At 70.9% G+C, this 15,895-nt stretch carries 4 protein-coding genes; all 4 read left to right on the forward strand.

Annotated elements, in window-relative coordinates; translation table 11 throughout:
• Nucleotides 1-163 precede the first annotated feature (163 nt).
• Genes ACETK8_RS08030 through ACETK8_RS08045 form a run of 4 tightly spaced genes read left to right on the forward strand, consistent with a single transcriptional unit; the run spans nt 164 to nt 15,837 of the window.
• Entirely contained in the window at nt 164-11,287 is an 11,124-nt protein-coding gene (locus tag ACETK8_RS08030) for an Ig-like domain-containing protein (RefSeq protein ID WP_374038987.1), read from the forward strand.
• Entirely contained in the window at nt 11,284-12,555 is a 1,272-nt protein-coding gene (locus tag ACETK8_RS08035) for a TolC family protein (RefSeq protein ID WP_374038988.1), read from the forward strand. The genes ACETK8_RS08030 and ACETK8_RS08035 overlap by 4 nt, the downstream gene beginning before the upstream one ends.
• Nucleotides 12,552-14,654: a type I secretion system permease/ATPase gene (locus ACETK8_RS08040; RefSeq protein WP_374038989.1), complete on the forward strand. Its 2,103-nt coding sequence runs from the start codon at nt 12,552-12,554 to the stop codon at nt 14,652-14,654. Before ACETK8_RS08035 ends, ACETK8_RS08040 begins: the two co-directional genes overlap by 4 nt.
• Nucleotides 14,647-15,837, forward strand: a complete 1,191-nt coding sequence (locus ACETK8_RS08045) for an HlyD family efflux transporter periplasmic adaptor subunit (RefSeq protein WP_374038990.1) — start codon at nt 14,647-14,649, stop codon at nt 15,835-15,837. Before ACETK8_RS08040 ends, ACETK8_RS08045 begins: the two co-directional genes overlap by 8 nt.
• Nucleotides 15,838-15,895: the final 58 nt, after the last annotated feature.

Raw genomic sequence — 15,895 nt, forward strand, 5'->3', positions numbered from 1 at the left:
ACTACTGAGTACGTCGCTCGCAACCTCTGCGACACCTGTGCCAAGTCGCTCGGAATGAGTCGGCGGGCGTCGGTGTCCTGATCCTCCCGGCCTGCCCGGCTCACCGCGTGGCGTGGGCTTACCGCGCATCTCCCCGACGCGCGGGCAGGGTAGGGATGAGGCAATGCAAGACGTCGTGGCCGCCGGACGGGCGCTGATCACCGAAGCCAAGCTGACCGCGGGCGAACGGCCCGCGCCGTCGTCTCCGGCGATCGACGTCAGGGGCGTGCTGGATGTCCGGGGGGCGGAAGACGTCTATCTGGACCTGCCCGTGTCCGATGTGGCCAGCCTGGTGCGTCAGGGGACGGACCTGGTCCTGATCAACGCCCAGGGCGAGCAGCTGCGTCTGCAGGGCTTCTTCGCCGACCATCTGGACCGCAAGCTGTTCCTGGAAGATCGGGGCGGTCACTCGGTCGTGGTCGAGACGGCCCAGGCCCTGTCCGACGGGCCTCTGACGCTGTCGATCGCGCCCACGGGCGAGCTTTCGCCGTTCACCAGCCTGACCGGAATGCACGCTGCAGCCGCCGTGGCCACCAGCGCGGGCGGCCTGGGGGTGGAAGGCGTCGCGGCCGCCGCCCTGCTGGGCGGGCTGGCGGCCGGCGGGATGGGATCGGGCGGAGGCGGGTCGGAACCCAAGCCCAATCCGCCTTCGGGCGCGGACACGGTTCCACCCACGGCGCCGACCAACCTGGTCTTCAACCCGACGGGCCGTCAGGTGACCGGCAACGGCGAGGTCGGCGCGGTCGTAACGATCCGCACCGCGACCGGGACGGTGATCGGCACGGGCGTCGTGGACGCCAATGGGCGGTTCGTCGTGGACTTGACCCAGCCTGTGGTGGACGGCCAGACCGTGACGGTCACCCTGACCGACGGGGCGGGCAACGTCTCCCCGACCGGCAGCGTCCAGTCGCCGGACACGACGCCTCCGGCCCAGCCGGGACAGGTCGCAGTGACGGGCGGCGGCGCGACGGTGACGGGCACGGGCGAACCCGGCGCCACCGTGACGGTGCGGAACGCGGGCGGGACGGTGATCGGGACAGGGACGGTCGGCGCGAACGGATCGTTCAGCGTGACCCTGGCCACGCCCCTGACGAACGGCGAGACGGTCAACGTCACCCTGACGGACGCGGCGGGCAATGTCTCCACGGCCGGCACGGCCCAGGCGGCGGACACCACCCCTCCGGCCCAGCCCGGACAGATCGCGGTGACGGGCGGCGGCGCGACGGTGACCGGGACGGGCGAGCCCGGCTCCACCGTGACGGTGCGCGGCGCGGGCGGGACGGTGATCGGCACAGGGACGGTCGGCGCGAACGGATCGTTCAGCGTGACCCTGACCACGCCGGTGACCAACGACCAGCCGGTCAGCGTGACCCTGACGGACGCGGCGGGGAACGTCTCCACGGCGGCGACGAGCCAGGCCGGGGACACGACGCCGCCGGCCCAGCCCGGCCAGGTCGTCGTGACGGACGGCGGCGCGACGGTGACCGGCACAGGCGAACCGGGCGCGATCGTCAGGATCCGCATCGCCAGAGGCGTTATCGGAACCGGCACGGTCGGGGCCGACGGAACCTTCAGCGTGACCCTGGACACGCCCCTGACCAATGGCGAGACGGTCAGCGTGACCCTGACGGACGCGGCGGGCAATGTCTCGACGGCGACGACGAGCCAGGCCGGGGACACGACCCCGCCCGCTCCCCCCAGCCAGATCGGCGTGACGGGTGCGGGGACGACGGTGACGGGTAATGGCGAGCCCGGCGCGACGGTGACCGTCCGCAGCGCGGCCGGCGCCGTGATCGGCACCGGCGCGGTCGGGGCCGATGGGACGTTCAGCGTGACCTTGGCCACGCCCCTGACCAATGGGCAGGCGGTCAGCGTGGTCCTGACCGATGCGGCCGGCAATGTGTCCCAGCCGGGCACGGGCCAGGCCTCGGACACAACGCCTCCGGCCCAGCCCGACAATGTCGGGGTGTCGGCGACCGGCGCGGTGGTGACGGGCAATGGCGAGCCGGGCGCGACGGTGACGGTGCGCGGAACCGGCGGGGTCGTGATCGGCACAGGCACGGTGGCCGCCGACGGCGCCTTCAGCGTGACCCTGACGACGGCCCAGACCAATGGCGAGACGGTCAGCGTGACCCTGGCCGATGCGGCGGGCAACGTCTCCCTGCCCGGCACGGCCCTGGCGCCGGACCTGACGGTTCCCGGCGGGCCGAACGGAACGGACGCGCCGGTCCTGACGATCGGCGAGGGCGAGTTCGGCATCAACGCGGCCGAGCTGGCCGACGGCATCCAGACGCGCGTGGCCCTGACGCCCGGAACCCAGGTCGGCGACCGCGTCATTCTGACGGTCACCTTCAACGGCGCGACCCAGACCTTCGAACATGTGCTGGTCGCCTCCGAGATCGCGGCGGGCGGGGCTGAGGTGGTCCTGCCGTCCACCTTTGTCGCGGGGTCCTATTCGGTGACGGCGGTGATCGATGACGGACGCGGCGGCCGCTCCGGCGTGTCGAACACGGTCAATCTGCTGCTCGATCTGTCCACCTCCGTCCCCGTGATCACGACGGCGAACGGTGCGGGCCTGTCGGGGACGGCGGAGGCGGGGGCGACGGTGACGCTGCTGAGCGCGGCCGGAACGCCGGTCGTGGGCGCGAACGGTCAGCCGGTGACGGCGACGGTGGCGGCCGATGGGACCTGGAGCCTGCCGGGCGGCGCGGTTCCGGGCGGGCTGAACGGCTTCACAGGCTCGGTGCGGGCCACCGATCCGGCGGGCAACACGGCCCAGGCCGGAGTGGGTCCGGTGGACGGGACGACCCCGTCGCCGATCATCACGGCGCAGAACGGTCTGGGCGTGCAGGGCACGGCCGAGATCGGCGCGACGGTCACCTTGCTCAACTCGTCGGGCCAGCCGGTGACGGGAACGAACGGCCAGCCGGTGACGGCCACGGTCGATGCGACGGGCCACTGGAGCATTCCGGCCAGCGCGGTGCCGAGCGGTCTGGACGGCTTCACCGGCTCGGTCCGGGCCATCGACGACGCGGGCAATGTCGCCACCAGCCCGGTCGGACCGATCGACGGGGACATCACCCTGTCGCTCAACATCGACGCGGTGACGAGCGACAACATCATCAACATCGCCGAGGCGGGTTCGGCCTCGGTGACCGTGACGGGCTCGGCCCTGGGCGACTTCACGGCGGGGGAGACGGTGACCGTCACCCTGTCGAACGGGGTGTCGCGCAGCGCGACCCTGTCGGCGACGGGGACCTGGAGCGTCAGCTTCGCCGGGTCGGACCTGGCGGCCTCGACCTCGATCACGGCGACCAGCACGGCGACGGACGCGGCGGGCAACAGCGTCACCCTCAGCGACGTCCAGACCTATACGGTGGACCTGACGCCGCCGAGCGCCCCCCTGATCATCGCCGCCAACGGGGCGGTCGTCAGCGGCTCGGGCGAGATCGGATCGAGCATCAGCCTGCTGGGCGCGGGCGGGACGGTGCTGGCCACAACCGTGGTCGGCGGCGATGGCCGCTGGTCGATCGCGGCTTCGGCCGTGGCGAGCGGACTGAACGGCTTCAGCGGCACGGTTCAGGCGGCCGATCCGGCGGGCAACACCTCCACGACGACCGTCGGTCCGATCGACGGGACGACGGCGGTCCCGGTGATCACGACGGCGAACGGCGCGAGCCTGTCCGGCACGGCCGAGGCCGGCGCGACGATCACCCTGCTGAACGCCTCGGGCCAGCCGGTGCTGGGCGCGGGCGGTCAGCCGATCACGGCGACCGTGGCGGCGAACGGGACCTGGACCCTGCCGGGCGGATCCGTCCCCGGCGGGCTGGACGGGTTCACCGGATCGGTCCGCGCGGTCGATGCGGCGGGCAATATCGCCTCGGGCGCCGTTGGTCCCGTGGATGGGGCCACGCCGGCCCCGATCATCACCGGCGCCAATGGCGGCGGGATCTCGGGCGTGGCGGAGCCGGGCGCGGTGATCCTGCTGGATTCCAACGGGGTTCCGGTGATCGGGACCAACGGCCAGCCGGTGCGGACCACGGTCGCGGCGGACGGCACCTTCAACATTCCGGCCTCGGCCGTGCCGGGCGGTCTGAACGGCTTCACCGGCTCGGTCCAGGCCGTGGATGCGGCGGGCAACGCCTCGGCCACCTCGGTCGGGCCGATCAACGGCACGGTGCCGCTGTCCCTGACCATCGACGCGGTGACGGCCGACAACGTGCTGAACCTGGCGGAATCCCAGGGGTCGGTGACCCTGACCGGGCGTGCGGTCGGGGTGTTCCAGGTCGGCGAGCGGGTGACCATCACCCTGGCGGACCAAAGCGTCCTGACCACCACCCTGGGGGCGGACGGCAGCTGGTCGGTCGTCGCGTCCGGTGCGGCCCTGGCGGCCGGAGGTTCGGTTTCGGCCTTCACGGTCGCGGTCGATACGGCGGGCAGCCCCGCGACCGTGTCCACGGTCCGGACCTATACGGTCGATCTGGTCGCGACCGCTCCGATCATCGCCGATGCGAACGGGCAGGAGATTGCCGGCCGCGCCGAGGCCGGGGACCTCATCGCCCTGATCAACGGGGCCGGCGTGGTCGTGGCCACGGTGACGGCCGGGTTCGACGGCTCCTGGCGCTTCCCCGCCAGCGCCGTGACCGGCGGTCTGGATGGATTCAGCGGAACGGTTCGGGCGACCGACCCCGCCGGCAATACGGCTTCGGCCGCCGTGGGCGTCATCGACGGCTCGACCTCCACCCCCGTGATCACGACGGCGAACGGGTCGGGTCTGTCGGGGACGGCGGAGGCGGGGGCGACGGTGACGCTGCTGAGCGCGGCCGGAACGCCGGTCGTGGGCGCGAACGGTCAGCCGGTGACGGCGACGGTGGCGGCCGACGGGACCTGGACCCTGCCGGGCGGCGCGGTGCCGGGCGGTCTGAACGGCTTCACCGGCTCGGTGCGTGCGACCGATCCGGCGGGCAACACGGCCCAGGCCGGAGTGGGTCCGGTCGACGGGACGACCCCGTCGCCGATCATCACGGCGCAGAACGGTCTGGGCGTGCAGGGCACGGCCGAGGCGGGTGCGACGGTCACCTTGCTCAACTCGTCGGGTCAGTCGGTGACGGGAACGAACGGCCAGCCGGTGACGGCCACGGTCGATGCGACGGGCCACTGGAGCATCCCGGCCAGCGCGGTGCCGGGCGGTCTGGACGGCTTCACCGGCTCGGTCCGGGCCATCGACGGCGCGGGCAATGCGGCGACCAGCCCGGTCGGCCCGATCGACGGGGACATCACCCTGTCGCTCAACATCGACGCGGTGACGAGCGACAACATCATCAACATCGCCGAGGCGGGTTCGGCCTCGGTGACCGTGACGGGCTCGGCCCTGGGCGACTTCACGGCGGGGGAGACGGTGACCGTCACCCTGTCGAACGGGGTGTCGCGCAGCGCGACCCTGTCGGCGACGGGGACCTGGAGCGTCAGCTTCGCCGGGTCGGACCTGGCGGCCTCGACCTCGATCACGGCGACCAGCACGGCGACGGACGCGGCGGGCAACAGCGTCACCCTCAGCGACGTCCAGACCTATACGGTGGACCTGACGCCGCCGAGCGCCCCCCTGATCATCGCCGCCAACGGGGCGGTCGTCAGCGGCTCGGGCGAGATCGGATCGAGCATCAGCCTGCTGGGCGCGGGCGGGACGGTGCTGGCCACAACCGTGGTCGGCGGCGATGGCCGCTGGTCGATCGCGGCTTCGGCCGTGGCGAGCGGACTGAACGGCTTCAGCGGCACGGTTCAGGCGGCCGATCCGGCGGGCAACACCGCCACGACCGGCGTCGGTCCCATCGACGGGACGACCTCGGTCCCGGTGATCACGACGGCGAACGGCGCGGGCCTGTCCGGCACGGCCGAGGCCGGCGCGACGATCACCCTGCTGAACGCCTCGGGCCAGCCGGTGCTGGGCGCGGGCGGTCAGCCGATCACGGCGGTCGTGGGCGTCAACGGAACCTGGACCCTGCCGGGCGGCGCCATCCCCGGCGGGCTGGACGGCTTCACCGGATCGGTCCGCGCCGTCGATGCGGCGGGCAACATCGCCTCGGGCGCCGTCGGACCCGTGGATGGATCGACGCTGGCCCCGATCATCACGGGCGCCAATGGCTCGGGCCTGTTCGGCTCGGCCGAGGCGGGTGCGACTGTCACCCTGTTGAACGGCTCAGGCCAGCCGGTGCTGGGCGCGGGCGGTCAGCCGATTACGGTGACCGTGGGTGCGAACGGGACCTTCACCATTCCGGCCTCGGTCGTGCCCGGCGGGCTGAGCGGCTTCACCGGCTCGGTACAGGCGGTGGATGCGGCCGGTAACAGCGCCGCGACCTCTGTCGGTCCGGTCGTCGGCAACGCTCAGCTGACCCTGTCGATCGACGCGATCACGGCCGACAACGTCATCAACGGCGCGGAGGCGGTGCAGGGCGCGATCAGCGTCACGGGACGCGCGGTCGGCGACGTCGTCGCGGGCATGTCGATCCGGGTCGAGCTGTCGACCGGCGTGTCCCAGGTCGTCACCCTGGCGGCCAACGGGACCTGGAGCGCCAGCTTCACGGGCGCGCAACTGCGGGCCGCGACCTCGGTGACGGCGACCGCCACGGCGACGGACGGCGCGGGCAACACGATCACCGTCTCGGACGTCCACGCCTATGCCGTCGATCTGACGACTTCGAACCCGGTCATCACCACGGCCAACGGCGCCGGACTGTCGGGCACGGCCGAGGCCGGGGCCGTCATCACGATCCGCGACGCCAGTGGCCAGACGGTCGGGTCGACCACGGCCAACGCCTCGGGCGCCTGGACGATCGCAGCCTCGGGCCTGTCGGTCAGCCTGGACGGCTTCACCGGCTCGGTGCAGGCCGCCGACGCGGCGGGCAATACGGCGGCCAGCCCGCTGGGCCCCGTGGACGGACGCGTGCAACTGCTGCTCGGCGTCAATCCGATCACCAGCGACAACATCCTGAACATCGCGGAGGCCGCGACGGCCTCGGTGACGGTCGGCGGGACGGCGACCGGCGAATACCGCGCCGGAGACGTGGTCACCGTGACGCTGTCGAGCGGGGTCAGCCAGACGGCGACCCTGGCGGCCAACGGGACTTGGTCGATGACCTTCACAGGCGCGCAACTGGCCGCAGCGACCGGGCTGACGGCCTCGGTCACCACGACCGACGCGGCCGGGAACACCGCCACGGTCACGCAGAACAGCCTGTATGGCGTGGACCTGGTCGCCCCGACGGCGCCGGTCTTGACCCTCGCGGGGGCATTGGGTCTGTCGGGCTCGGGCGAGCCGGGCAGCACGGTGCAACTGCGCGACAGCGCGGGCGTGGTCCTGCTGAACGGTTCGGGCCAGCCCATCACGGCGGTCGTCGGCGTCAACGGCGCCTGGACCATTCCGGCGGCGGCCTTCCCGTCTGGCGCGGTGGCGGCCAACTTCACCGGGCGGCTGACCGCCGTGGACGCGGCGGGCAATGTGTCCGCCTCCACCACCATCCCGCTGATCGACCTGACGCCGCCCAGCAGCGCGACGACCTCGGTCAGCATCGACGTCATCGCCGGGGACGACATCGTCAACCTTGCCGAGTCCCGCAATCCGGTGACGATCACCGGCCGGGTGACCGGCGAGTTCCGGGCCGGAGATCCGGTCACCGTCACGGCGGGCGTGGCGACCTTCGTGGGCGTCATCGGCGCCGATGGACGCTGGTCCATCGTCGCGCCTGGCGCGGCCCTGACCGGCGGGACGCTTCAGGCCTCGGTTCTGGCCAGCGACGCGGCGGGCAATACGGGCCTGATCAGCGGAACCCGGCCCTATGTGCTGGACATCCAGGGACCGGGCGGCGTCACGGGACTGGCGGCGCCGGGCCTGGGCATCGCCGCCGCGGCGGACGGGCTGATCAGCCCCACGGAACTGAGCGGCGGCGTGTCGGCGGTCGTGACCCTGACGCCGTCGACCCAGGTCGGCGACACCGTGACCCTGACGCTGAACCACGGCGGCACGATCCAGACCCTGACCGCCGTCGTGACCTCGACCCTGCTGGCGGCAGGGCAGGTGAGCTTCACCATCACCCCCGGACTGACGGACGGTCAGTATACGGCCAGCGCCGTGATCGGCGATCCGTCGGGCAATGTCTCGGCGCCGTCGACGACGCTGAGCTTCCTGGTCGATGCGATCCCGATCTCCCTGACCAGCACCACGGCGGCGGTGTCGGAGGCCGCGCTGGGCCAGGCGGCGACCGGAACCGTGGCCATCGCGGGCGCGACCGGCACGGCGACCTTCAGCCTGCAGGCCCCCAGCACCACCGTCACCTCGCACGGGCAGACGGTGACCTGGGGCTATGACGGCACGGGCACCCTGGTCGGTTCGGCCGGCGGCCAGACGATCATCCGGGCGACGATCAACGGCTCGGGCCAATACAGCATCAGCCTGTTGGGGCCGCTGGACCACTCGGGCGCCGGGGCCGATGTCCTGCAACTGCCCATCGGGGTGTCGGTGACCGATTCCGACGGAACGGCGCGGGGCGTCATCACCCTGGGCGTGACCGACACCGTGCCGCTGATGGCCGCGCCGGCGGTGCTGTCGCCGGTCCAGCCGGGCGTGATCGTCGGCGACTTCGTCCAGAGCTTCGGCGCGGACGGAGGGCGTGTGACCTCGGTGACCGTCGACGGCCGCACCTTCGCCTACAACCCGACCTCGGGCTCGCTGAGCGTGTCGGGCAGCAACAGCACGCTTCTGTCCTACGGCGTGCAGGGCGGGGTCCTGTCGGCCACGACGGTGCGGGGCGAGGCGATCAGCATCGACTTCGCCACCGGCCGCTATCAGGTGCAGGTCTCGGGTCAGCCCGCGACGACGGCCGCCTCGATCCGGCCGGACGTCTATATCGGCGGCGGAAACGCCTTGCTGGGACTGCTGGACGCCAATGTCCTGGGCCTGATCCAGCTCAATCAGCAGCAGCTGTTCTCGGTTTCCGACGCCAACAACGACATCAATCAGGTGGTGGTCCGCTACACGGCGGCCCTGTCCATCGGGGCGAAGACCTTCGGCTACAACGCGGCCTTGGCGGCGGAGCTGGGTCTGAGCGTCGTCCAGGCCAATACGGCGGCCCTGTCCAGTTCCTCGCAACTGACGATCACGGCCATCGGCGGCGGTCCGGTCGACAATCTGAAGCTCAACGAGTTCCTGGGCAGCATCACCATCGCGGGCGGCCTGGCCGGCCTCTTGGGCCTCGCCGTGGCCCAGTCGCTGAGCATCCAGGCGACCGATGCGGCCGGTCACGTCACCCTGGCGACGGAAAACTCCCTGGCCAGCCTGAGCCTGCTGTCGAACCTGCTGGGTTCGGCCCAGCCGACCCAGATCATGGTCGGTGCGTCGGCGGGCGACGTCCTGACCGGCTCGGACGTCGGGGTGGGCGTGCAGCTGGACAACCGGATCTATGGCTATGACGGCAACGACACCCTGAGCGGCGGTCTGGGCAACGACCTGCTGCGCGGCGGGTCGGGCAACGACATCCTCTTGGGCGGCAGCGGCAACGACCTCCTGATCGGCGGCACGGGGAACGACACCCTGACCGGCGGAACGGGTGCCGACGTGTTCCGCTGGGAAGCCGGGGATCAGGGCACGGTCGCCCAGCCCGCAGCCGATATCATCACCGACTTCAACGCGGCCAGCATCGCCCTGGGCGGGGACGTCCTGGACCTGTCCGGCCTGTTGATCGGCGAAGGTCGGATCGGAACCAACGCCGGCAACCTGTCGAACTATCTGCACTTCGAGCAGACGGCGTTGGGCACCCTGATCCACGTCAGCACGACCGGCGGCTTCGTCGGCGGCTACGGCTCGGCGACCTCGACGGGCGGGGCGGGGAACCAGACCATCCTGTTGTCCAACGTCAATCTGACGGCTGGCTTCGGCTCGGATCAGGCGATCATCTCCAGCCTGTTGTCGCGCGGGAACCTGATCGTCGACAGCCTGAGCACCAACGGATCGACCGCCGGAAACCTGGTGATCGGGTCGAACGTGGTCGACGGCGACGGCGATACGGGCTCGACCTCCCTGACCATCGACGGGTCGCGGGTGACCACCCCGTCGGTCGCGGGCAATGTCGCGCCGGTCGTGGAGGCGAGCGCCCAGACGGTGCTGGGCCTGATCGGGGTCGCGGCGGCGGGGCTGAACCTGAACAGCCAGGACCTGCTGGCGGCCGACGCCAACGGCAATCTGGCGCGGGTCGTGGTGGAGTACGCCCCGCTGGTGGCGCTGAACCTGACGCCCCTGACGTTCGGCTATTCGACCAGCCTGGCGGCCAGCTATGGGCTGAATGTCCTGGTGACCCAGTCGAACGGCCTGCTGGGCGTGGTGGCGCCGGGCGCGCGGATCGAGATCACGGCGCTGGACGGCGGCGTCCTCGACAATGTGCGGATCAACCAGTTCCTGCAGACCGTGCATCTGGCCGACACCGGCGGGGGGCTGCTGAGCAGTTCGCTGCTGAGCGTCGGCTTGCTGAACTCGCTCACCATCACGGCGGTGGACGCCCAGGGGCTGAGCAGCTCGGCGGCGGTGGGTTCGGTCGTCAGCATCAATGCGCTGCACAGCCTGAACACCGTCAATCCGGGGCCGTCCTCGTCCCCGGTCATGGCCGAAAGCTTCCACGAAGCCACGGGCAAGACGAACACGGGGGCGGAAGGCGCACTGGGCGGAGAAGACCAGACTGCAGGCGGCCATGCCGGCGGAACCACTCACCTGACCGGCGGGGACGATCCCCTGGTCATCCCGGCGGCGGACGATCCGGTCGGATCGAAGGGTTCGTCGGACGGTCCTCATGTCCTGCCCGCGCTGGAGGACGACACCATCACCCTGCACGGCTGGATGGACGAGGTCGGAAGCCTGTCGGTCGAGACGCATGACGGCTGGGTGCGAGGGGAGGACGTGTCCTTCGCCACGGACCACGCGATGATCTCGGCGATGGTCGAAGGGTACGAGGACCTGCCGCTCGGCGCCCCCGACCCGAACGGCGACGGGCCCTGCGTCAACCCCGGCCCCGAAGGCGACCCGGGGATCGAGACCTTCCTCGACCTGACCGGCGGCCTGGTCGGAGGGGACGACTTCATCATCTCGCCGGATGATGGGCCGGGCGGGCTGGAGCGGGCGCTGACGGTCGTCGAGGCCGGCGGTTACGACGCCTATATGCCGCCCCTGCCGCCGATCGAGGACCCCGGGATGGTCAACCATCCATGATCGACAAGGTGAGGGGGATCTTTCTAAAGGCGGCCGGACTGGCGGCGATCCTGGCCGTCCCGGTCCTGGCGCGCGCGGAGACACTGGAGGCCGCCGTGCAGCGGGGCCTTCTGCGGCACCCCGACGTGCGGATGGCCCAGGCCGAGGTCAGCCAGGCGACGATCGAGGTGGAGATGGCGCGCAACGCCTGGCTGCCGACCGTCAGCGCCTCGACCGGACCGGCTGCGGCGGGGCTTGGGTATGACCTGACGGTGACGCAGGCGCTCTACGACTGGGGTCAGTCGGGCAGCGTCGTGGATCAGCGGCGGGCGCTGTTGGCCCAGCAGGAAGCCAATCTGGAGGTCGTGCGCGACGACGTCGCCCTGCAGATCGTCGAGGCGCATTTCGACGTGGTCGACGCCCGCACCCAGCTGTCGCTTCTGGCCGATCATGTGGAGCGGCTGAACGAGCTGATGCGGATGACGCAGGCGCGTGTGGAAGACCGCTATGCCGACCAGAGCGAGGCGGGTCGGGTCAATCTGGCCGTCGCGACGGCCCAGGGCGTTCAGGCGCGGCTGGAGGGCGATCTGGCCGATGCGATGGATCGCTACGCCCTGCTGGTCGGGACGCCCGCGACAGAGCTGCGCCTGCCGTCCGAAGCGCCGGCGTTTCTGGAGACGGTGAAGGAGGAGGGCGCGCTGGACACGGCCATCGCCAGCTCTCCGCTGTATCGCAAGGCCCTGCTGAGCGTGCAGGTGGCGGACGCGGCGATCCGCGAGGCCAATGCGGCGCGTCTGCCCCGGCTGAATCTGGAGGGCGGGGTGCAGCGCCGGGAGATCGGCGGGCGGCTGGTCAACGACAGCTCCATCGGCCTGCGCTTTCGGCTGTCGACCCAGCAGGGCGTCTCGGCTCTGCAGAGACCCCGTCTGGAGGCGGAACGCCGCGAACAGGCGCGCTGGGCGGCCGAGGGCGAGGCGCGCGATCTGCAAAGGACGGTGGGCGGTCTCGCCCGTTCCGACGCCGCCCTGGCCGCGCGCATCGGCGCCCTGTCGGATCAGTCGGCCCAGGCCGACGAGGTCAGGACTTTTTATGGTGAACAGTTCCTGGCCGGGCGGCGGGAGATCCAGGACCTCGTCATCATGGAAACCGAGCAGTTCGAGGCCGAGCGTCAGCGGGTCGAACTGGTGATCGAGCGTCTGCGGCTGCAGTACCGGGCGGCGGCGCAACTGGGCCGGCTCACCCCCATGATGGTGGGCGATCAGATGCAGGCGCCGGGAGTGCAGCCGTGATCGATCCTCTACGCGAAGGACTGACGTTGCTGGCGGCCCGGCTGGGGCGGCCGACGACGGTCGCGCAACTCGGCGACGGGTTCGGGCTGGATGCGGGGCGTCTGCCGCTGTCCCAGGTGTCGCGCGCCATGCGCCGGGCGGGTCTGTCGGCGCGCGCCGTGGCCATGCCCATCGACCTGGCGCCCCTGTCCCTGTTGCCGGCCCTGCTGATCATGCGCGACGGCGGGACCAGCGTCCTGGTGGATCGGGACGAGGACTATGTCGTCCTGCTGAGCCCGGAGACGGGAGGGGGCGAGGTTCGCGTGCCCCTGTCCCAGGCCCGGTTCGCGCACGAGGGGACGATCATTTTCGCGCGGCCCCTGTACGAGGGCGACACGCGCGCGGGTGGCTATGCCAAGGCCGAGGGCAAGCACTGGCTGCGCGGCGTGGTCGGCGACGCCTGGCCCGCCTTTGTCGAGGTCGGGGTGGCGGCGACCTTCGCCAGCCTTCTGGCCATCGCGACCTCGCTGTTCTCCATGCAGGTCTACGACCGGGTGGTGCCGACCTCGAACTTCAGCACCCTGTGGGTCCTGACCAGCGGGGTGACCCTGGCCATCCTGGCCGAGCTGGTGTTGAGGCAACTGCGCGCGCATCTGCTGGACGTGACGGGCAAGAAGCTGGACCTGCAGCTGTCCTCGCGGCTGTTCGAACAGGTCATGTCGATCCGGCTGTCGGCCAAGCCCGGCTCGACCGGCGCCTTCGCCAGCCAGGTGCGCGAGTTCGAATCCGTGCGCGAGTTCTTCACCGCCTCCACGGTCGCGGCGATCACCGATGCGCCGTTCGTCCTGGTCTTCATCGGGGTCATCGCCCTGATCGGCGGACCCGTGGCCCTGGCGCCGGCGGCGGCGGTCCTGATCATGCTGGTTCCGGGCTTCCTGCTGCAGCGGAAGCTGGCCGCCCTGTCCCGCGACAATCTGAGGGAGGGGGCGGTCAAGCACGGCCTCCTTCTGGAAACCGTCGAGAACCTGGAGACGGTCAAGGCGACCCGGTCGGAGGGGCGAAACCTGAGACTTTGGGAGGCCCTGTCGGTCCAGTTGGCGGAGTCGGGCGCGCGGTCCCGGTCCCTGTCCTCGACCCTGACCTATGTGGGGTCGGCGGCCCAGCAGCTGGCCTACATCGGGGCCATGGTGATCGGGGTCTATCAGATCGCCGCCGGCAATATGACGACCGGCGCCCTGGTGGCCTGTTCGCTGCTGGTCTCGCGCGCCATTTCTCCCGCCGCCCAGTTCACCGGCATCCTGGCCCGGTGGCAGCATATCAAGGTGGCGCTGGAGGGACTGGACCAGCTGATGTCGGCGCCGGTCGAGCGGCCCGTGGGCCGCCAGTTCACACGACTGCCCGAAATCAGCGGGGCTTTCGAGCTGCAGGGGGTCGAGGTGCGGCCGACGCCCGAGGCGGCCGCCATCCTGCAGATCCCCAAACTGGCCATCGGCGCCGGAGAGCGCATCGCCATCATCGGCGGCAATGGGGCGGGCAAATCGACCCTCTTGCGCCTGCTGTCGGGTCTCGGCGATCCGACGGCCGGGAGGGTCCTGCTGGACGGGGTCAGCCTGTCCCAGGTGGAGCCGGCCGATCAGCGCAAGGCGATCGGCTATCTGCCGCAGGACACGGCCCTGTTCCACGGGACGCTGCGGGACAATCTGGCGCTGGACGGCGGGCATCACGGCGACGGCGAACTGCTGGAGGCGCTGGATGCGGTGGGGCTGGGCTCCTTCGTGCGGGGGCATCCGGCGGGGCTGGACCTGCCCATCGTCGGGTCGCGCGCGGTGTCCGGAGGCCAGAGACAGGCCATCGCCCTGGCGCGCGTCTTCCTGCAGGACCCCCGCATCGTCCTGATGGACGAGCCGACCTCGGCCTACGACCAGACCAGCGAACGGCGCGTCGTGGAGTATCTGAGGACCTGGTCCAGGGGGCGCACCCTGATCGTGGCCACGCACAAGCGCGCGGTGCTGGGCGTGGCCGATCGCATCCTGGCCCTGGCGGGCGGGCGTCTGGTGGGGGATGCGCCCCACGACGCCAGCGACGCCGAGCTTACCGTCGCGAAGGCGAACCATGGCTGACTCGGCGCGCATCGAACGGCAACTGCGACGGGCCCTGTCCCAAGGCGAGGACGGGGAGGCGCATATCGCCGCCCGGCCGATCCTGTGGGTCTGCGTCGGCCTGGTCGTGATCTTCATCGCCTGGGCCAGCTGGGCGACGGTGGACGAGGTCGCGCGCGGGGAGGGCAAGGTGGTGCCGTCCAGCCGCGTGCAGATCATCCAGAGCCTGGAGGGCGGCATCGTGCAGGACCTGATGGTCCGGCAGGGCGACATCGTCCAGGCGGGTCAGCCGTTGGTGCAGCTGGACAGCAACCGCTTCCGGTCCTCGGCGCTCGAATCCGGGACCCAGGTCATCGCCCTGACCGCCGCCATCGCGCGGCTGGAGGCCGAGGTGCTGGGTCGGAACACCATCGACTTCCCCGCCAGCATCCCGGCCAACGATCCGGTCATCGCCTCGGAGCGGTCGCTGTTCCGGGCCCGGCGGCACAATCTGAACGCCACCCTTCAGGCGATGGCGGACGAAAGCGCCTATGCGCGACGCCAGCTGGCCATCGTCGAGCCCCTGGCCGCGCGCGGGGTCGTCAGCGAGGTGGAGGCCCTGCGGCTCGGCAAGGACATCGCGGCGCTCAGCGGTCGCCAGACCGAGGTCCGCAACACCTATATGCAGGACGCCTATGCCGAGCTGGCGACCAAGAAGGCCGAGCTGGCGGCCCAGACCCAGATCTTCAACCAGCGTCAGGATCAGCTGAACCGGACGCGCCTGACGGCCCCGGTGCGGGCGCGGGTCAACGAGGTTCTGGTCACGACCCGAGGTGGCGTGGTCCAGCCGGGCCAGGCGATCATGCAGCTGACCCCAATCGACGATAAGTTGTTGGTGGAGGCCAGAATTCTGCCGCGCGACGTGGCCTTCATCCGGCCCGGAATGCCGGCGCGGGTCAAGATCACGGCCTACGATTACACGGTTTACGGCGATCTTAATGCTACGGTTGAGCAGATCAGCGAGGATACGATCGAAGAAGACACCCCGCGCGGGAAGGTCGCCTACTACAACGTTCTGGTCCGCACCGACCGCGCCTTCCTCCGTCGAGGGGGTGAAACCTTGCCGATTCGGCCTGGAATGGTGGCCCAGGTCGACGTGCGGTCAGGCCGTCGCAGCATTTTGAGCTATATTTTGAGACCTTTGCTGAAAGCGCGGCTCACCTGATTTACCAAAACTTGCCAATCGCGCGGCTTTGGTTACCTTTCCTTTGCAACCACGAGTA

This window comes from Brevundimonas staleyi (assembly GCF_041893865.1).
In the GTDB taxonomy this organism is placed as follows: domain Bacteria; phylum Pseudomonadota; class Alphaproteobacteria; order Caulobacterales; family Caulobacteraceae; genus Brevundimonas; species Brevundimonas staleyi.